An 18,665-nucleotide genomic window follows, 5' to 3' on the forward strand; every position below is an offset into this window, starting at 1 on the left:
GAACCGACGCCCTGCCGCTGATCCGCGTTCCTGCTTCTCCGACGCCGCGCTCTCCCGCTGTCCGGCTTGCTTCCGCCGGCCGGCTGCCCGGCTTCTTCCGCTGCCCCGCTTCGCGCCTGAGGTGTGCTCAGGCGGCGAGGTCCTTGTCACCCGTACCGCCGCCGCGGCCCGATCTCGGCTCGGGCACTCCCAGCGCCCCGCCGAGGTCGCCGGCCGGGCGGGCCGCCCGCCGCGACCGTACGAGGAAGCCCGCCCGAGGCGACCGGGAGACGGCCGCCACCAGCGGGGTCAGCAACGCCATGGCCAGCGGGGCGAGGAGGAGGGTGACGGCCGTGCCCAGGGCGAGGCCGCCGACGACGTCGGTCGGGTAGTGCACGCCCATCCAGACGCGGCAGAACCCCTCCGCGAACGCGAGCCCCAGCGCGACGAACCCGAACTTCCGGCCGGCCACGAAGATCCCGACCGCCATGGCCATCGCCATCGTGGCGTGGTCGCTGACGAAGGAGAAGTCGTTCTTGCCGTCGACGAGGACGTCGAGCCCCGCATGGTCCTTGAACGGACGTGGCCGCTCGACGAAGCCCCGGATGGGGATGTTGACGAGGAGGGCGATGCCCGCGGCGAGCGGGGCCCAGACGAGTGCGGCGACCGCCGTCACCGAATCCTCGGCCGTGCCGCGCCGGCGGACGTTCCACCAGCACCACAGGACCACCAGGACCATGCCGAGCATGATCCCGTACTCACCGACGAACTCCATGACGCTGTCGAGCCACGCCGGAGAGGACTTCGCCAGCCCGTTGATGTCGTAGAGCAGGCTGACGTCGGGGTTCGACCCATCGAGTGCGAGTCCAGCCATCTGCTGCGGCCCCTTGCCTTGTCTGCTGCCGCGACGCGCGTCCATGCGCGCCGCCCGTGGTCGTACCCCCGCAATCGGTGCGATCCGGTACCGCGTACCTCTCGACGCGTCCTGCGACGCGACAGTGGTCGGGCGATCGCGCATGGTCAGTGCGCGGGCCTTCCCCTCCCAGGGAACGGCCTTCCGGTAGCGACGGTTCCGCCCTCCACCGAATGATCACCATGACGTTATCGAAGAGTGACTCATCGTCGCATCCCGGGGCCCCGGCTTCACGGAGCGTTCCTGGCGCCGCTCCCGCCCCGGCGATCCCCTGGACCCTCGTGGGCCCCGTAGGCCTCCCACGCCTCCCACACCCCTCACGCCTGCGGAAGAGCGGTGGGGAGCGCCGCGGCGCCTTCCTTGGTGACCCGCGTCGCACCGAAGTAGTCGAGACTGTCGATCTTGTCGAAGCGGATCACCGCTCCGGTGTACGGCGCGTTGATCATGTAGCCGCCACCGACGTAGATCCCCACGTGGTGGATGGCCCGCGAGTTGGTCAGATCGTCGGAGAAGAACACCAGATCGCCGGGGAGCAGTTCGTCCCGGCCCGGATGTGCGCCCGCGTTGTACTGGTCGTTGGCGACCCGGGGGAGCTCGATGCCCACGCTCCGGTACGCGGCCTGCGTCAGCCCTGAACAGTCGAACCGGCCACCCTGCTCCGCCGTGCCGTTGCCGCCCCAGAGGTAGGGGGTGCCCAGCTTCTGCTGCGCGTAGTAGATCGCCCCGGCCGCCTGCTGGGAGGGCGCCACCCGGCCGACGGGCCTGGCGAAGCTCTTCTCCAGCGAACGGATGATCTTGACGTAGTTCTGCGTCTCGGCGATCGCCGGAACCCCGCCCGCCCGGATGACCCGGTAGGCACCCGCGTTGTAGGACGCGAGCATGTTGTCGGTCGGATCGCCCGGCACGTCCTTCACGTACCCGGCGAGCTCACAGTCGTACGAGGCGGCCGACGGAATGGCGTCGGCCGGATCCCACACGTCCCGGTCCCCGTCGCCGTCCCCGTCGACACCGTGCGTGGCCCAGGTGCCCGGGATGAACTGAGCGATCCCCTGGGCCGCCGCCGCGCTCTGCGCCCGCGGGTTCCAGCCGCTCTCCTGGTAGAGCTGGGCGGCGAGCAGCGCAGGGTTGATCGCGGCGCAGAGCGTGCCCCACTTCTCGACGAGCGGCTGGTACCGCGCGGGCACCGCCCCCGCGGCCAGCCCGACCGACCCGTTCGCCCCCGCGATGCCCGCGGCGGCGGAGTACGTACCGACGACGAGCAACCCCACGAAGCTGAGGCACAGCCCGATCCCGCCGCCGACGAACACCCAGTATTTCCGCACCCCTCAACCATCCCCTACCGAGCCACGGTTCAAGGGTCGTTTCGAGGGTGTGTACGAATCGTTCGAAGCACGCGCGCTCCTGACGCCCCCTCAGGATGCCCCCTGAGACCAGTAAGGGGACTTTACGTCGGGTCTCGGGAGCGGGTAGACCCCCTCGTACGCGGGGCCGTTCGGCTTCGACGTGGAGTCGGCCACCTTCGACGCCCGCACGCACGGGCTGTCCGCCTCGAAGAACACCTGCCCCCCGCCCCGGACGCTCACGCTGATGCCGAACCCCTCGGCCTGCGCGTACACGGCGGGGAACTCCCCGTCCTTGTTCACGGCCTTGATCCGGTAGTCGCTGTCGCGCCAGAACTCCGTCACCCGGTCCAGGAACTCCTGACGCCGCTCGGGCGCGACGATCGTCATCACCGTGCGCCTGCGCGTCACGTCGCAACTCCCCGTCGTGGTCGGGCCGTGCGCCCACTGGACCGAGGGCTCGATCGCCTTCAGCGTCAGGTCGAGCATCGAGTCGGCCCGCTCGGCGGCCCCCTGCATGTCCATCGTGCTCATGGGGCTCTCCGTACTCCCGCCGGTGGTGGTGCTCGCGGTCGCTCCCGCACCCGTGGCCGGGCCGTCCGGTCCCGCCTGCTGCCGGCCGCAGCCCGCCAGTGCGAGACCGAGCGTCAGAGTGACGACCGCCGTCCGGAGCCTTCGCCTCATCGCTGTTCCTCAATCTTCAGATTGCTGGAGTGTCCCGACACGATCAGGGCGATGGCGTCTGCCGACATGGCGTCCCGCACCGGGTCGAAGTACTGCGAGTGCGCCTCGGCGCTGATGCCGTGTCCGCTGATCACCGGCGGACCGGGATCCACCGGGAAACGTACGGCGCCGAACGCCTTGCTCGCCGGGTCCTTCCCGAACCAGAGGTCGTCGTCACCCGGATCCGCGAGATCACCCGCGACGTAGGCCCCCGCCGGGCCCAGCGCCAGCATCCCCAGCGAGCCCACGACCGCCTGCGTCTTGGACGGCAGCTTGGTCACCGGGTCGTTCGCGGCGGCCCCGACGAAGACGTGCCGGGCACCGACCCCGAGGTCCACCGCGTGGTCCACGCCCACTCCCGGGCTGCCCACCAGGATGATGTCGTCCACTCCCGGAATCCCGCCCTCCCGCTGCGTGGCCGCCCCCACCGTCCGGGAGCCGTACGAGTGCCCGATCGCGGTGAAGTGCGGGTCCTTGTTGGTGTTCGTCGCCGTCAGCCCGCTCCAGAAGTCGTCGTAGGCCGTCCCGCCCTGCTCCGCCCGCCCGGTGCCCATGATGGCGAAGTACCCGGCGATCCCGTCGCTGTCCGGCAACTGCGGAGCGTCGTAACCGAGCCAGACGATCGAGGCGCTGGACGACTCGTACCCCTGCGCACCGATCGCGGTGTCCCGCGCCCGCTTCAGGTCGTTCTGCGCGAAATCCTTGTCCAGCGAGGTGTTCAGCCCCGGAACGTACGCCGACACGTGCTGCGAGAGATCCGGGTTCCCGTACGAGACGATCGCCCGGCCGTTGCCCTCGGCCCCGATCCCCAGCAGGAACATCGGCGGCTGCGAACCCTCCTTCAGCTGCCGGTCGATCTCCTTCATCCCCTCCAGGATCTTCTTCGACTTCTTGTCGTCCTTGCCTTCGAGCCCGGCGATCAGGGTCTGCAGGTTCTTCCGGTTGGCCTGGTCGCGGACGGCGGCCGGTATCCCGTCCAGGTTGCCGATCCGCTCCGGGAACAGCTCCAGGTACCGCCCGCGCTCGGCCTGGCTCAGCCCGTCCCACCACGCCTTGCGGCCGGCGGCCGAGGCGCTCACCGGTATCCGGTCGTTCAGGTACTGCCGCTCGTCCTCACGGACCGCCGCGACCACCCGCGGCCCGGCCCCGGGCAACCCCATGCCCCCGACCCCGACGCCCCCGGACGCCTCGACCCACGCCCCGACCGCACCCGCACGGTCCCCGGATGCCCACTTCTCCCTGGCAGCCCCGGTCAGCTCGGACCACTGGTCCACGACCCCGGTGACGCTCTTCACCGGGCTGCCGATGACCCTGGCCGCGCCCCGGAGATCGCCGCCCAGACCGTCACCGACCAGGGACTCGAAGAAGCCTGGGGTGGGGGTGGGGGTGGGGGCGGTGTTGGCCGCGCTGGTGGTGGGGGTGCTGGTACCGCCGGTGCCGGTGGTGCCGGTGCTGGTGGTGCCCCCTGTGCCGGCGGTGCTTCCTCCGTCGGCGGAGGCCCCTGTGCTGGTGTTGCTCCCTGTGCCGGCGGTGCTCCCGGATGTCTCCGAGCCGCTGCCGGACACCGCGCCCGCGCCGCCCTCGGTCCCGCTCTGCGTCCCCCCGGCGGTGGACGTACCGCCCTGCCCGGTTGAACCGCCCGACCCGGTTGACCCTCCTGACTCGGTTGAACCGACCGATTCTCCCGAGCCGGCCGCCCCAGCGCTGGAGCGGCCCTCGCCCTTCCCGCTCTCTCCTCCCGCGACCACGTCGCTGCCAGTCGAAGAGCAGGCACCGCCGGTCAACTGGCAGATGGCGTTGCGTATTTCCCCGGTGAGCTGGGTACCGACGGTCGTCGCCATGATCGCCCCGACCAGCGCGGCGACGATCAGCACAAGGCCCAGGTACTCCATCGCGGTCTGCCCACCGTCCCGGCGAGCAGCGAGTAACCGGACGCCTCTGACAAGGAACCGGGGCTCCACGTCCCGTTCCGCCCGGGGCAGTCGGAACCATCCCCGCGCCGCGGGCCGGAGCAGCAACACGACGACGGCCACGGGCATCACCAGCTGGGGCAGCCCGGACACTCCGACGTCCCCCGCCCCCAAGGTCGCCAACGACCCGAGCACAAGCCAGACATGCACGGCCAACAGCCCGAGCCACACTCCGCGCCCACGGATACGCGCGTAGAACGACAGCACAAAGCCGACGATGCCGGGCAGAGCCGCATAGAGCAGCACGCCGAGCAACTGCCCATCCACCGCGTCGACCGAGGAAGCCAGCGTGAGCACGTTGATCACGCCCACAACCGTGCTCACGAACACCAAGCGCACGAGAACCAGGGCAGCCTGTAACGCCCTTGGCGTCCCCCGACCGCCACCTGCCGTCCGGGCAGCGCCTGTTGCACCACCTCCCGGAACCAGAAGCTCTCGTATGCCAGACACGTGGGGACCCCCGGCTCGTAAGTTGGGTGGCAGGCGAGCCACCGCACGTAGAGGACCACACCCGTCCCACCCCCGGCATGGGCCCCAGGACCCAAACGAGGACTCAAACAAGGCAGACCGAACGGGGGCTGGAGGCTCCGAACCGAGCGATCAGCCCGTCACGGGGCTGGGGAGGCGGGGGTGGCGGCGGACCAGAAGTCGGAGTGGATGTTGGGACGCGGAATGTTCTCCATGCCCTCGTAGCTGGGGGTGTTGGGCTTACTTTTAGAGTCGGCAACATTCGAACTCCGAACACATGGACTATCCACACGAAAGAACGCTTGGCCGGATCCACCAAAGGTAAGGCTCACATCAAACCCGTCGCCGGTCTTTGCGTAAATCGCCGGATAGATCACATCGTCATTGATCGCCGAAATACGATACCCACTCTTCCGCCAAAAACGGTCCACCACACCGAGAAAACTGCCACGTCGACCATCAGAGATGATCGTCATGACCGTCCTTCTGCGCGACACAACACAGCTCCCAGTCGTGGTGGGACCATGCGTCCACCGAACCTCAGGCTGAATCTCTTCAAAAACTGCGTCGAGTGCATCGTCTGCCATCTGCGCGGCATCTTGCATATCCATATTCACTCCCTCTTCGCCTCCACAGCCTCCGCACGCCAGAACGACGAAAAGCAGGGCACTAATACCTCTGAGCCTCACCGAAACTCCTCGATCTTGACCCGCTCGGAGTGGCCTGCAGCAATCAACGCAATACTGCCCGCGCTCGCCGAGTCAAGCTCCGGATTGAAATATCGAGAATGTGCATCAACTGACCAATCCCGCACAAGCGAAGGACCATCCGCTACCGGGAACCGCCTCGCTCCAAAGTTTTCACTTGCTGGATCCCTGCCAAACCAGAGGTCATCGTCACCGGGGTCTGCAATATCCCCCATGACACGCGAGACCTCAGGACCTCCCATAAGGAATCCGATAACATTAGCGGCGGCTTGCATTTTCGACGGAACCTTAGTTACTACGTCATTTTTAGCCGCCCCTACGAAAACGTGACCTGCACCCACACCGAGATCCTGAGCCCGATCTACCCCAACTCCAGGACTACCCACCAAGACAATATCGTCCAATCCCGGAATTCCTTCACCCTGTTTGGCGGCGGATCCAACAGTCACAGAACCATAGGAATGCCCAATAGCTGTCACATGAGGGTCCCTATACTCACTAGTTACAGAAATACCATCCATGAACCCATCAAAGGAACGACCACCTCGACTCGCCCGCCCTGCACCCGCAACTTCAAACGAGGCCAACGCATCTGGCATTTGTGGCGCGTCATAACCTAACCAGGCGATCGCCGAGCTCGATTTTTCGATATTTCGAACGGCAATCGCCGTATCGCGCACTCGCTTCAAGTCATTACTAACAAATCTATCGTCCAAGGACGTATTGAGGCCCGGCACATAAGCCGCAACATTCTTCGACGCATCCGGGTTCCCATAGGCAACAATCGCGCGCCCGTTTCCCTCGTCGCCGATCCCAAGGAGATACATGGGCGGGTCGCCAGGCTTGAGCGGCGCCCCAAGTTGCCCAGCGATCAGCCGCAGCGCTTCGAGCTTTCCCTCCGCCTCTTCGGCCTCGCTGCCGTCGAGGCCCTCCAACTTGCCGATCAGCAATTGGAGGTTGTCCCGGTTGGCAGCGTCGCGTACGAGGGCGGGGATGCCGTCGAGGTTCCCGATGACGTCCGGATAGGTCGCTAGGTACTCGTCGCGCAGCTCCTGCGGGAGGCCGGCCCACCATTCCTTGCGCTCGCTCGCGGACGCCCGGTACGGGATGTGGTCGTTCAGGTAGGCCCGTGCGGCCTCGCGCACGGATGCCATGTCGGCCGCCGCGTCCGTCCAGGCGGCGTTCGGGACGTCGAGGCCGTCCTCGGCCTTCAGGCTGCGGAGGATGCCCGCGTACCTCGTATCCGTCTCGGTGGCCAGCGTCACCGCTCGGGCGATCCGGTCGGCGATGTCCTGGGCGCTGGCCGCATGAGGGTTGGGCGCAGTCAGCGTGCCCGGTGACGCCCTCAGGTCGGGGAACCCGCGTCCGGCAGCTGTCCTCCCGCCCGGCAGGGGCTCGTCGGCGACCAGCCCCTCCTTCTCCGGGTACGACACCGACCCGTCCGCGTGCACGGTGAACTTCAGCCTCTCGGCGTCCTCCAGTGCCTCACGGACCGACCTCTGATGCGCGCGCACCTCGTGGGCGAGGCTGTTGAGTGCTGTACGCACCAGTCCGGTCTCCGTATGGACGTACTGGAAGTTCCGGGCCAGCCCACGCAGACGGGCGAGGGCGGCGTCCGCCGCCTCGCCCTCCTGTGTCTCGCGTAGGCCGGTGAGAATCTGCCGGTCGATCCGGTCGCGTGCCGCATCGGCCCGGTTACTGAGGCGGCCCCAGCCGTCCGCCGCGCCGTCCAGTTCCCCGCACCCCACCGCGAGCAGAGCGGACCAGGTCAGCGCGCGCTTCACCTGCCGCTCCCACCGGTGCCGCTCCCACCGGTACCGCTTCCACCGGTGTCGTCCCCACCAAGCAAGTACAGGGAGGACCGCTGTGTCGGAGGCACCTGAGCAAGGAGCGGCGACAGCGGAGGCGTCTGCGGCGGGATGCCCACCAGCGGGCCGAAGCGCGCCCGCACCGCATGGTCCGTCGCGCCCTGTTCCCTGGCGACCGCCCGCAGCTTGGCGGCGAGGCTTTCGCACTCGCCCTGCGCGGTCGACACCCGACGCAGCCAGGACTCGCGGACTGCCGCGAGCTCGACCAGCACAGCGAAGTCACCGGCCCCCTCGCCCGCCAGCAGGCCTTCGTGCGACTTCTCCAGTTCGGACCGGACCGGACCGAGATGCGTGTGCAGCGCCTCCGCGCCGCCCGCCGCCCGGATCCATGGCCCGTCTGCGTGGACCAGCCGGGCGTACCCGTGATCCGAATCCCCCGACTTTCCCGGCCTCTCCCCAGGACCTCCCCCAGCCCCTCCCCCCGGTCCGTCGACACCGGTTCCCGGCGTCTGCCACCCCTGCGGCTGTCCGGTCACGGACACACCACTCACCCCGTTCCTTGTCCCTCGATCCTCGATCGTGGAGCGGCAGCACTGTGCCTGATCCGGGAAGGGCGACGCGCCGCCCTTCCACGGCTCTTCATGGCACGGGCCCGGTATCTCCGGGGCGTTCACGGGTGCGTCCGGCTACGGTTTCACCCGAATGATGGGCGGCGCGTCAGCCCGTACCACCCGGGCGGGGAGAGCAGGCCCCGCTCACTCCGGCTTCTCCCCGCACACCACCCACAGCAGCTTGCCTCCCCCGCCGGTCGGGCCGCCGGGAAGCACGCGGCCACCCCAGCTCTCGGCGCACATCTGTACGAGGGTCAGCCCTCGGCCGCGTTCCGTGAGCGTCGCCTGCTGCGCCGGGACGTACGCCCCGCTGCTCCCGGCCTCCCCGGAGCCTCGGAAGGGTGGCGGGATCTCCGGATTGCTGTCCCAGACGCTGAGTCGGATGCGTCGATGCCCGGCACCGCGCATCCGGAGCGAGTACGGGCCCCAGGAGTGCTGATAGGCGTTGGTGGTCAGCTCGCTCACCAGCAGTTCGGCGGTGTCGCCCAGTTCGGTCATCCCGTGGGCGCGGAGCACGACCCGCAGGACCGAGCGGGCAACGCCCGGGGAGCGTGGATCGTGCGGAAGTTGAAGGGTGTACGCCCAGGGCGGCGATACGGTGGGTGCATGCATGGAAGTCCCCGTTCGAGCAGTGTGGTTGGCGGGCCCCTACGGCGCCCGACGTCCGAACCGGCCGACCGGTGGGCTCGTCGTGGGCGCCTGTCCCACGATCACGGTAGAGGCGTCATGTAATACATTCCCTGCACTTGGGGTAATGCATGCCCCAATACACCCGTACGAGTGACTGGGCGAAGGGAGGCCGATGGCAACCAACTCGACCCCGACCGCCCGTCGGCGACGACTCGGAGCGGAACTGCGCAAGCTCCGCGAACGCGCCGGGATCACCGCCACGCAGGCCGCAGTCCTGCTCGGCGGCAACCAGGCGCGCATCAGCAACATCGAGGCCGGGCGGTACGGCGTGAGCGCCGACCGGGTCCGCGCCCTCTCCCGCCACTACGCGTGCACCGACCGCGGCCTCGTGGAAGCACTGGCCGCGATGACGGGCGAGCGCCGCAGCGGGTGGTGGGAGGAGTACCGGGACGAACTCCCGGGCCCTCTGCTGGACCTGGCCGAACTCGAGCACCACGGCACCGCCCTCCGCGCCGCCACCACCTGCACTCTCCCGGACCTCCTCCAGACGGCGGACCACGCCCGGGAGGCCCTCAACCAGAGCGCGCCCGAACTGTCGCCGCCCGAGGCCGAACGCCGGCTCTCCTTCCGCATCAGGCGCCAGGACGTCGTCTTCCGCTCGGATGCGGTCCCGTACCGGGCGGTCGTCCACGAAGCGGCCCTGCACATGGGGATCGGCGGATCCCGGGTCGCCGGCCCTCAACTGCGCCACCTTCTGACGATGAGCGAACACGACACCGTCACCCTCCGCGTCATTCCCTTCGCATCCGGCGGGCACCCGGGTGCCGGGCAGCCCATCACGTACGTACAGGGTCCGGTCTCTCAACTGGACACCGTGCACCTGGAGCAGACGCACGGCTTGACCCAGCTGGACGCCGAAACGCTCCTCCGGACCTACCGCCAGGTCCTCGACCGACTCGAATCGATCGCGCTCGACGCGCGGGCATCCCGCGAACTGCTCCACTCCCTCGCGGCTGCAAACGCATGAAACGACCAGCCTTGATGACCCGTCACTCCCGAACGCACGGCGCACACCCAGCTCTCGAACAGCGCGTACGAACACGGGCGCCCCGGCGAACGCCGCTTTCGCGCTGGCAACCCACGGCTTCCCTCATTGCCCATCGTCACAGAGCGTGATACACAGAGTGACCGGGTGATTTCCGAACCACCCCCGGCAGCACCACAGGTCAGGGCGCCCATCCCGGTCATGTGTGCGAGATCCGGGTAAAGAGACCCGGGAAGGCGTCGTACGAGCGCGGTTTCATCAGCGAAGATAGAAGACACGACCCGCACCGGCCGGCGCGGGCGGCGAACTACACAGCAGGGGCGGTGACTTACATGATCCTGGCAGCTGAGAAGGGCGACATCACCACCATCATCGGCGGAATCGCCCCGAACTGGGGCCCGTTCGGGACGCTGGGCAACGAGGCACGCATCATGGTCGAGGTAGTGATGGCGGTTGCCATCCTGCTCTGCCTCGGCATCGCGATCTGGGGCGCGGCCAAGCAGCGCATCGGCGCGACCGCCTTGCGCGACACCTTCAGCGCGGAACAGGGCAAGGGTCTGATCGTCGCGGGACTGACCGGCGTCTTCATCATCGGCTCCCTCGGCACCCTCTTCACCATCGTGTACGGCATGGCGGTCTGACGGGCGGTCAGCAGCAGGCCGCACTGCCGTCGCCCGCCTCCCCACCACCATCCGTCCGTCGCGCCCCCGGCTGAGGTCGAGTCATCCATGTCGAGTCACCACACCGCACCCGCTCGGCGCCCAGCAGAGCTACCGTCATACGACGGATGTCCGCACACGGCTGAGGGGACGTACGCGGCATGAGTTACGACGACGAGCAGGGTTACGGAAGCAGGGATTCCGGCGCCCGGGGCGACGATGCGTACAGCACGCTGGGCGGAACCCGCCAAACGCGTACCCGCCTCCCCGAGGGCAACCCGGGATCTCCCCACGGCCGCCGCCCTGCCCGCAACAGCCGCTCCCTGGTCATGGCCGTCGGCGTGGTGGTGCTGCTCGTCGCGGCCATCGCGTTCGCGAACCTGGGCGGCGGTGACAGCGACAGCCCGAAGGCGGACCGGGCCGCCCCCGGCAACAGCCACTCGGACACCGGCGGCACCGCCCCGACCGCCCCCACCGGCACCGACCCCGTCACGGGTAGGAACGGCACCATCGCCTCGGGGTTCGCCCACGACGAGCAGGGGGCGCAGAGCGCGGCGGCGAACTATGCGGTGGCTCTTGTATCCGCAGACATTCTCAAGCCGGACCGGCGAGCCCAGATCATCAGTCAAGTATTCACTGCTGAACGTACTGGAGAGCTAGCAGAAAAGTTTGATCAGTCGTACAACCAGAGCTTTCTGGAGAAGCTTGGCCTGGATAAGAACGGCAACGCGGCGGAGGGACTCACCTACGTCTCACGAACCGCTCCACTAGGTACCAAGATCACCGATTACGCTGCTTCTTCGTCCAGAGTCGAAGTGTGGTGCACAGGTGTCTTCGGTACCGCAGGCGTCAGTTCGACCAACCCGGTCAGCAACGACTGGTTCACGATGACGCTTGAGCTCCACTGGGTGAACGGGGACTGGAAGGTCGACAGCTTCGCTCAGAAGGATGGCCCGGCACCAGTGAATACGGATCGCACAGCGTCAAGCGCCGACGACATTGCCAAGGCAGTCGAGGAGTACGGAGGGTTCACCTATGCCCGTTAGCCCTCGTTTGTCACTCAGGGCAGGTGCTGCATTCGTTGTCGTTCAGGCATCAGTACTAGCTCTAGCAGCACGCGCTATCGCAGCTCCGTCGCCTTCTCCCACGCCGTCCCCCTCGCCGAGCGGCAACAGCAAGTGCGAGCTTATTGTCGGCCCCGCCAAGGACTACTGCGAAGGCGACGCCGGCACACGCACCACCACCCCCACCACCGCCGACGACCCCCTGGACCCCCTGACCTCCCTAGCCCACGGCTGCGCCGACGCCGCGTCCTACCTCATCGGCCAGCTCAGCAAGGCAGTCGAGGGCACCGCCACCGTCGACTTCACCAACGAGTCCTTCCGCAAGCAGTACGCGATCGTCTTCGCCGCCTCCACGATCCTCACCCTCGTCCTCTGGCTGTTCGCCGTGGCCAAGAGGGCGATCCGGGGCGTCCCGTTCACCACGGCGATCTCCGAGGCCGTCGGGTACCTCTGGCTCACCGTGCTGGCCTCCGCTTTCACGCCGCTCATCCTGTACGTCGTGGTCTCCGCCACCGACGGGGTCACCGAGGTCGTCTCGTCGGCCACCGGTGGCCAGTCCGATGTCTTCTTCGGCTCGTTCGCCGAAGCGCTCACGAAGGGCGACGACATCGGCGGCGGGCCGATCATGCTGATCGTCGTCTCGCTGGTGTCCCTCCTCGCCGCGGGGATCCTCTGGCTGGAGCTGGTCATCCGGGCGGCCCTGCTGTACGTCGGCGCCCTGCTCGGTGTGGTGGTGTACGCCGGGCTCGTGGACAAGAACATGTGGGGCCACGTACGCCGCTGGGCGGGGATCATGATCGCTGTGATCATGGTCAAGCCGGTGATCGTGATCGTCCTCGGCCTCGCGGGGGCCCTCTCTTCGGACGACGGCCCGGACGCGCTCTCCGCCGTCGTCTCCGGGCTCTCCATCATCCTGCTCGCCATCTTCGCGTCGGCCATGATCTATCGCTTCGTCCCCGGATTCGGTGACGAGATCCAGGGCGCCCGTACCAACCGCAAGCAGGCAACCGACGGCTCCCAGGCGGCCGCGATGGTCAGTTCGCCGGCCGCCCTCGTCTCCCAGGGCATCAAGACGCACAGCGGCCGCAACGACCAGAACAGCGGCGGCGGGGGCGGGGGCGGCGGGCGCCCCGCCAACCCGCTCAGCGGCGGTGTCGCGGCGCACGGTTCCCGGGGCGGCGGCGGGGGAGCCACCCCTGCGCCCCGCAGCGGTTCCGGTCCCACCTCGGGGACCCCCCACAGCAGCCGCTCCCCGCGGGGCGGTTCCGGCAGCACAGGTAATCCGAGCACAGGAGGTGGAGGGCGGTGACGATCCAGTCCCACCCGATCACGCCCCGCCGCACGTATCTCATCGGCCGCGCCCGGCCGAACGCGATCGTCGGCAAGAACCGCGAGACCGGCGAGATCGCCCTCATCATCGTCGGCGCGTTCCTCGGAATGATGAGCGGGCTCCTGGTCCCGGTCCTCTCGCTGCGCATCGTGCTGCTCACCGGGTTCCCGATGCTGGCCCTGGCCGTCGTGTACGTCCCGTACAAGCACCGGACGTTCTACAAGTGGTTCGAGATCAACCGCAGCTTCAAGCGGACCCTGCGCCGCGGCACCGCCTACCGCTCCGCCGCGATGGAGGCCGGCGTGCGGGGCGACGGCCGTGAGGTCGAGATCGGGCCCCCGCCGGGGATCGGCCGGATCAGCTGGCTCTCCGCCCCGTTCGGTCCCGACGAGATGGCGGTGCTCCTGCACGCGGACCGCCGCACGGTGACCGCCGCCATCGAGATCGAGGGCCCCGGTGTCGGGCTGCGGGACAGCGAGGACCAGGAGGCGCTGGTCGACCGGTTCGGCACCCTGCTCAAGCACGTGGCCAACGGCGACGGCTTCGTCACCCGTATCCAGATGCTGGCCCGTACCCTCCCCGCCGATCCCGACGCGCACGCGAAGGACGTCGCTCAGCGGGGCGACCACCACGCGCCGCGCTGGCTCCAGGATTCGTACGACCAGCTGCAGTCCATGGTGTCGACCTCCAGCGAGCAGCACCGGGCCTACCTCGTCGCCTGCATGCACCACAGCCGCGAACTCGGCGCCGAGGCCGCCGCGATGGCCCGGGCGGCACGCTCGCCGGGTGGCCGCAAGCTGGACCGCGACGCCGGGCTTGCCGTGGTGATGGCCCGTGAGCTCACCGACATCTGCGCCCGGCTCGCCGAAGCCGACATCCGGGTCCGGCAGCCGCTGGGGCAGAGCAGGCTCGCCTCGCTCGTGCACTCGATGTACGACCCCGACCACCCGATCGACCACATCCAGGCGATGACCAAGCGGAATGCCTGGCCGGCCGAGCTGGACGCGATGGAGCCGACGTACCTGCAGGCCAAGACCCGGGAGTCGACGACCCGCGCCCCCTGGTGCCACGCCACGGCCTGGGTGAAGGAGTGGCCGATGACGCCGGTGGGGGTCAACTTCCTGGCGCCGCTGCTCGTCCACACCCCCGACGTCATCCGTACGGTCGCCGTCACGATGGACCTGGAGCCCACCGAGGTGGCCATCGAACGGATGCTGACGGAGAAGACCAACGACGATGCCGAGGCCAGCCGCCAGGCCAAGATGAACCGGACCGTCGACCCCCGCGACATCGCCGCCCACGGCCGTATGGACCAGCGCGGCGAGGACCTCGCGAGCGGTGCGGCGGGGGTGAACCTGGTGGGGTACATCACCGTCTCCTCGCGTTCCCCCGAGGCACTCGCCCGCGACAAGCGGACGATCCGGGCCTCCGCCGGAAAGTCGTACCTGAAGCTGGAGTGGTGCGACCGCGAGCACCACCGCGCCTTCGTCAACACCCTGCCGTTCGCGACCGGAATCCGCCGCTGACCCGGCTCGTCCACTCCCGGGAAACACAGCGGGCCACCCCGGGAAGCACCACCGCACCACCCCCACCTCCGGGCGACCGGAAGCAGTCGAGAGAGAGGGCAGCCACCTCATGCGCGACCCACTGTCCGCATTGTCGGAAGCCTTCACCGCGTTCCTCTTCGGCAAGGTGGAGACGACCCGCCTGCCCGTGCGTACGTCCACGGGCCAGGCCCAGGCCGTCTATCTGCCCACCGCGGCACCCGGTCTCGGTGACTCCGGTGTGATCATCGGGCGCGAGGTGTACTCCGGCAAGGGGTACATCTACGACCCCTTCCAGCTGTACGGGCAGCAGCTGCCCGCGCCGCACTGGCTGGTGCTCGGCGAGTCCGGCAACGGCAAGTCCGCGCTGGAGAAGACGTACGTGCTCCGCCAGCTCCGTTTCCGCGACCGCCAGGTCGTGGTGCTCGACGCCCAGGGCGAGGACGGGCACGGCGAGTGGAACCTCATCGCCGAGCAGCTGGGCATCACCCCGATCCGGCTCGACCCCACCGCCGCCCTGAACGGCGGTATCCGGCTCAACCCGCTCGACCCCGCGATCACGACGACCGGTCAGCTCGCCCTGCTCCGTACGATCATCGAGGTGGCGATGGGCCACGGTCTCGACGAGCGTTCCGGCTTCGCGCTGAAGGTCGCCCACGCGTACGTCAATCTCACCATCACCGACCGCCAGCCGGTTCTGATGGACATCGTCGAGCAGTTGCGCCACCCGGAGCCCGAGTCCGCCGAGGCCATGAACGTCGACATAGACGATGTACGGGCCTGGGGCCTCGATGTCGCCCTCGTCCTGGACCGCCTGGTCGACGGTGACCTGCGCGGCATGTTCGACGGCCCGACGACCGACGGGATCGATCTCGACTCCCCGCTGATCGTCTTCGACCTCTCGCACATCGACCGCAACTCGATCGCCATGCCGATCCTGATGGCGATCGTCGGCGTCTGGCTGGAGCACACCTGGATCAGGCCCGACCGGAAGAAACGCATCTTCCTCGTCGAGGAGGCCTGGCACATCATCAACTCGCCTTTCGTGGCCCAGCTCTTCCAGCGGCTGCTGAAGTTCGGGCGCCGCCTGGGGCTCTCCTTCGTCGCCGTCGTGCACCACCTCAGCGACGTCGTGGACGGCGCGGCGGCGCGCGAGGCGGCGGCGATCCTCAAGATGGCCTCCACCCGGACGATCTACGCCCAGAAGGCCGACGAGGCCCGGGCGACGGGCCGGGTGATCGGGCTGCCGCGCTGGGCGGTCGAGATCATCCCGACGCTGACGCCGGGCATCGCGGTGTGGGACGTCAACGGCAACGTCCAGGTCGTGAAGCACCTGATCACCGAGGCGGAACGCCCGCTCGTCTTCACCGACCGGGCGATGACGGAGTCCTCCTCCAACGCCGCGGACGACCTCGACGACCTGCTCCCCGAGTACGCGCGCGAGGCCGAGCGCGAGACGGAGCAACGGGCCGCCCGGATCGAGCGCCAACAGCGGCTCGACGAGTCGTCCGAGTCCACGGTGGCCTGAGGTGGCGCGCACCTCGACGGACCACGGGCCCGGCCCCGGGCATCCCCCGGGCCGGCGCGAGCAGCGGGGCGGTGGCGTTCCGGACGGCCTGCTGATCGGGGGCCTGGCCTTCCTCCTCGGGGTGACGCTCCTGGCGTGGACGGCCACCGGACTCGCCGGGCTGTTCGCCCACGGCTCCTGGCCCCGCGGCGTGTCCCTGCCGCACACGCCCTCGGCCCTGCGCGAGCTCGCGGGCGCCCCGCAGGACCTGGCGGGGGCCTGGCCGGACACCCCGCCGGACCAACTCTCCGGCTACGGCCTCTTCTGGGGGCTGCTCATCAGCGAACTGCTGGTGCTCGTGGTGCTCGGCGTGTTCGTCCTCGGTGTCGTGACCCGGGGCCGCGAGGTACGCCGCCGTGCCCGCGAGGAGCGCGCGCGGCACCTGGCGGCCCACTCCACGGCCACGGACCCCCGCACGGTCACGGCAGCACCGCCGCCCGCTCCGCTTCCGGTACCGGCACCGGGTCCCGTACCGGCTTCGAGTCCCCTTCCCGCCCCGGCTCCCGTACCGGCGAAGGATTCCGCACTCCCCGTCCCCGCCCCCAGGACCCCGCGTACGCCCCTGCTCCTCTACGCGCCCGCGGCAGAGCGGCGCCCCACCGCCGTCCAGGCCGTGCTGGACGCCACCGGGGCGGTGCTCGTCGTCACGTCGGACCCTACGGTCTGGGCGGAAACGAAGGGCACCCGCTCCAAGCTGGGGCCCGTCCTCGTCTACGACCCGGGCCATCTCTGCGACACCCCGGCCCGCCTCCACTGGTCGCCGACCTCGGGCTGCGAGCTGCCCGAGGTGGCCGCGGCCCGTGCCGCCGCGTTCCTCGCGCCGGTACGGCCGCAGGCCCGCGTCGAGGAGGCGACCGCCGACACCGCGCAGACCCTGCTGCAGTGCTGGCTGCACGCCGCCGCGGTCGACGGCCGTCCGTTCCGCCAGGTACACCGCTGGGCGCTGGGAGGCGGCGCCCAGGACGCCGTACGGATCCTCCGCACCCACCCGAAGGCGGCCTCCGGGCTCGCCGGCCTGCTGGAGTCGGCCCTCACGGCCCACCCCGAACGCCGCCGGGCCGCCCAGGAACTGACGGTACGGGCGCTGGGCGCGCTGGCCACGGTCCACATCCGCGAGGCCTGCACACCGAATCGAACCGATACCGCCGCGCTGGGTTCCTTCGCCTCGGAAGGGGGAACTCTGTATGTGGTCGGCGAGTCCGTCGAGGATCCTCGCCACCACCCGGGCGCGATGCCACTGCTCACCGCGCTCGCCTCGCACGTGGTCGAGCACGGCCGCCGCATGGCCGCACGGTCAACCGACGGTCGGCTCGACCCACCACTCACACTGGTCCTCGACGACGTCGCCGCCGTCGCTCCGCTGCCCTGTCTCCCCGAGCTGCTGACGACCGGCGAGAGCCAGGGCCTCGCCACGCTCGCACTGCTCCGTTCCCCCGAACAGGCCCGTGCCCGCTGGCGTACCCCGCTCGCACCACCGGCCGTCTGACCTTCCGGTGTTCCGGCCTTCTGCCCCTGCGCCCTTCTGACGGCGCGGGGTTCCGACCCCTGCGGCCCGCCGGCTCAGCGACGTTCCCGCACCATCTCCACCTCGCGCTCCTTCGGGCGGTCCGGGACCGGCACGGTGTTGCCCGAGGCCACGAAGCCATACCGCCGGTAGAACGCGGCTGCCCTCGGGTTGTTCTCGTGGACGAAGAGCCGCAGCCGCGTGAGGTACGGATCGTCGAGGCCGAGAGCCCACTCCTCGGCAGCCTCGAACAGGGCGTCGGTCAGGCCGGTCCCCCGCGCCTCCAGACGTACGAAGACGCCGACCAGATGCCCCTGCAGGGCCTTCACCGTCTCCCCGAAGACACTCTCCCGGTCGGGCCTTTCGACTAGGACGGTCACCGATCCCAGCCACCTGCCGTCGACGGCCTCCGCGACGAACTGGGCCACGTCGGTGCCCTCGGCCCCGCCGGCCGTCCGCCGCTGCCAGAACGCGTCCGGCTGCCCGACTGCGCTCTCGTACGTCTCCAGGAACGCCACCGGGGCCGCCGGGTCCTGGAGCGCGACGAGGCGGAGCTCCTTGGCCGACAGCCACTCCTCGGCCCGTACTCGCCGGATCACATGATCAGGTTTCATTCGGTCATGCTGCCGCCGGTCCCCGGACCGGTCAATCGCTTTACCGCACGACCTTCGCGGCGGAAAGGACCACGTATTCACGAAATGGGCCCCGAACGCAGAAAACCCCCGTGCCCAAAGGCACGGGGGTCTCCCGGAAAAATTGTTCGGCGGCGTCCTACTCTCCCACAGGGTCCCCCCTGCAGTACC

Annotated in this window: 16 protein-coding genes; 7 read left to right on the forward strand and 9 right to left on the reverse strand. The window is 69.2% G+C overall.

The window, feature by feature from the left end:
• Window positions 1–127: 127 nt before the first annotated feature.
• The 8 genes from ACWCSV_RS26440 to ACWCSV_RS26475 form a co-directional block, all read right to left on the reverse strand.
• Window positions 128–853: a phosphatase PAP2 family protein gene (locus ACWCSV_RS26440; RefSeq protein ID WP_451146258.1), complete on the reverse strand. Its 726-nt coding sequence runs from the start codon at window positions 851–853 to the stop codon at window positions 128–130.
• 356 nt (window positions 854–1,209) lie between these two features.
• On the reverse strand, window positions 1,210–2,214 hold the full coding sequence (locus ACWCSV_RS26445) for a C40 family peptidase (RefSeq protein WP_451146260.1): 1,005 nt from the start codon (window positions 2,212–2,214) through the stop codon (window positions 1,210–1,212).
• Between the two features lie 90 nt (window positions 2,215–2,304).
• The gene (locus ACWCSV_RS26450) at window positions 2,305–2,916 is read right to left on the reverse strand and encodes a hypothetical protein (protein ID WP_451146262.1); all 612 of its coding nucleotides are present in this window, start codon (window positions 2,914–2,916) and stop codon (window positions 2,305–2,307) included.
• Entirely contained in the window at window positions 2,913–5,249 is a 2,337-nt protein-coding gene (locus tag ACWCSV_RS26455) for an alpha/beta hydrolase (RefSeq protein WP_451146264.1), read from the reverse strand. Before ACWCSV_RS26455 ends, ACWCSV_RS26450 begins: the two co-directional genes overlap by 4 nt.
• Before the next feature lie 284 nt (window positions 5,250–5,533).
• Window positions 5,534–5,869 carry a hypothetical protein gene (locus tag ACWCSV_RS26460; protein WP_451146266.1) on the reverse strand — a complete coding sequence of 112 codons (336 nt, stop codon included), beginning with the start codon at window positions 5,867–5,869 and terminating at the stop codon, window positions 5,534–5,536.
• A gap of 209 nt (window positions 5,870–6,078) precedes the next feature.
• A complete protein-coding gene (locus tag ACWCSV_RS26465) occupies window positions 6,079–7,884 on the reverse strand; it encodes an alpha/beta hydrolase (protein WP_451146268.1) in 1,806 nt (601 codons plus the stop codon).
• The gene (locus ACWCSV_RS26470) at window positions 7,881–8,180 is read right to left on the reverse strand and encodes a hypothetical protein (protein ID WP_451146270.1); all 300 of its coding nucleotides are present in this window, start codon (window positions 8,178–8,180) and stop codon (window positions 7,881–7,883) included. Before ACWCSV_RS26470 ends, ACWCSV_RS26465 begins: the two co-directional genes overlap by 4 nt.
• Window positions 8,181–8,663: 483 nt before the next feature.
• The gene (locus ACWCSV_RS26475) at window positions 8,664–9,131 is read right to left on the reverse strand and encodes an ATP-binding protein (RefSeq protein ID WP_451146272.1); all 468 of its coding nucleotides are present in this window, start codon (window positions 9,129–9,131) and stop codon (window positions 8,664–8,666) included.
• 190 nt (window positions 9,132–9,321) lie between these two features.
• Between ACWCSV_RS26475 and ACWCSV_RS26480 the strand changes: the two genes are divergently transcribed.
• The 7 genes from ACWCSV_RS26480 to ACWCSV_RS26510 all read left to right on the forward strand — a co-directional run bounded on the left by ACWCSV_RS26480 (window position 9,322) and on the right by ACWCSV_RS26510 (window position 17,844).
• Window positions 9,322–10,176 carry a helix-turn-helix domain-containing protein gene (locus ACWCSV_RS26480; protein ID WP_451146274.1) on the forward strand — a complete coding sequence of 285 codons (855 nt, stop codon included), beginning with the start codon at window positions 9,322–9,324 and terminating at the stop codon, window positions 10,174–10,176.
• A gap of 350 nt (window positions 10,177–10,526) precedes the next feature.
• Window positions 10,527–10,835 (forward strand): hypothetical protein, encoded by a 309-nt coding sequence (locus tag ACWCSV_RS26485; RefSeq protein WP_266706183.1) that lies wholly within the window; start codon window positions 10,527–10,529, stop codon window positions 10,833–10,835.
• Window positions 10,836–11,014: 179 nt separating this feature from the next.
• Window positions 11,015–11,899, forward strand: coding sequence for a hypothetical protein (locus ACWCSV_RS26490; RefSeq protein WP_451146276.1), 885 nt, complete (start codon window positions 11,015–11,017; stop codon window positions 11,897–11,899).
• On the forward strand, window positions 11,889–13,226 hold the full coding sequence (locus tag ACWCSV_RS26495; RefSeq protein ID WP_451146278.1) for a hypothetical protein: 1,338 nt from the start codon (window positions 11,889–11,891) through the stop codon (window positions 13,224–13,226). The genes ACWCSV_RS26490 and ACWCSV_RS26495 overlap by 11 nt, the downstream gene beginning before the upstream one ends.
• On the forward strand, window positions 13,223–14,773 hold the full coding sequence (locus ACWCSV_RS26500) for an SCO6880 family protein (RefSeq protein WP_451146280.1): 1,551 nt from the start codon (window positions 13,223–13,225) through the stop codon (window positions 14,771–14,773). The genes ACWCSV_RS26495 and ACWCSV_RS26500 overlap by 4 nt, the downstream gene beginning before the upstream one ends.
• Window positions 14,774–14,882: 109 nt before the next feature.
• The gene (locus ACWCSV_RS26505; protein WP_451146282.1) at window positions 14,883–16,319 is read left to right on the forward strand and encodes an ATP-binding protein; all 1,437 of its coding nucleotides are present in this window, start codon (window positions 14,883–14,885) and stop codon (window positions 16,317–16,319) included.
• 1 nt (window position 16,320) lies between these two features.
• Window positions 16,321–17,844, forward strand: a complete 1,524-nt coding sequence (locus ACWCSV_RS26510) for a type VI secretion protein (protein WP_451146284.1) — start codon at window positions 16,321–16,323, stop codon at window positions 17,842–17,844.
• Between the two features lie 74 nt (window positions 17,845–17,918).
• On the opposite strand, the gene ACWCSV_RS26515 is transcribed toward ACWCSV_RS26510, so the two are convergent.
• Window positions 17,919–18,476, reverse strand: a complete 558-nt coding sequence (locus ACWCSV_RS26515) for a GNAT family N-acetyltransferase (RefSeq protein WP_451146286.1) — start codon at window positions 18,474–18,476, stop codon at window positions 17,919–17,921.
• Window positions 18,477–18,665: the final 189 nt, after the last annotated feature.

This window comes from Streptomyces sp. NPDC001770 (genome assembly GCF_053596135.1).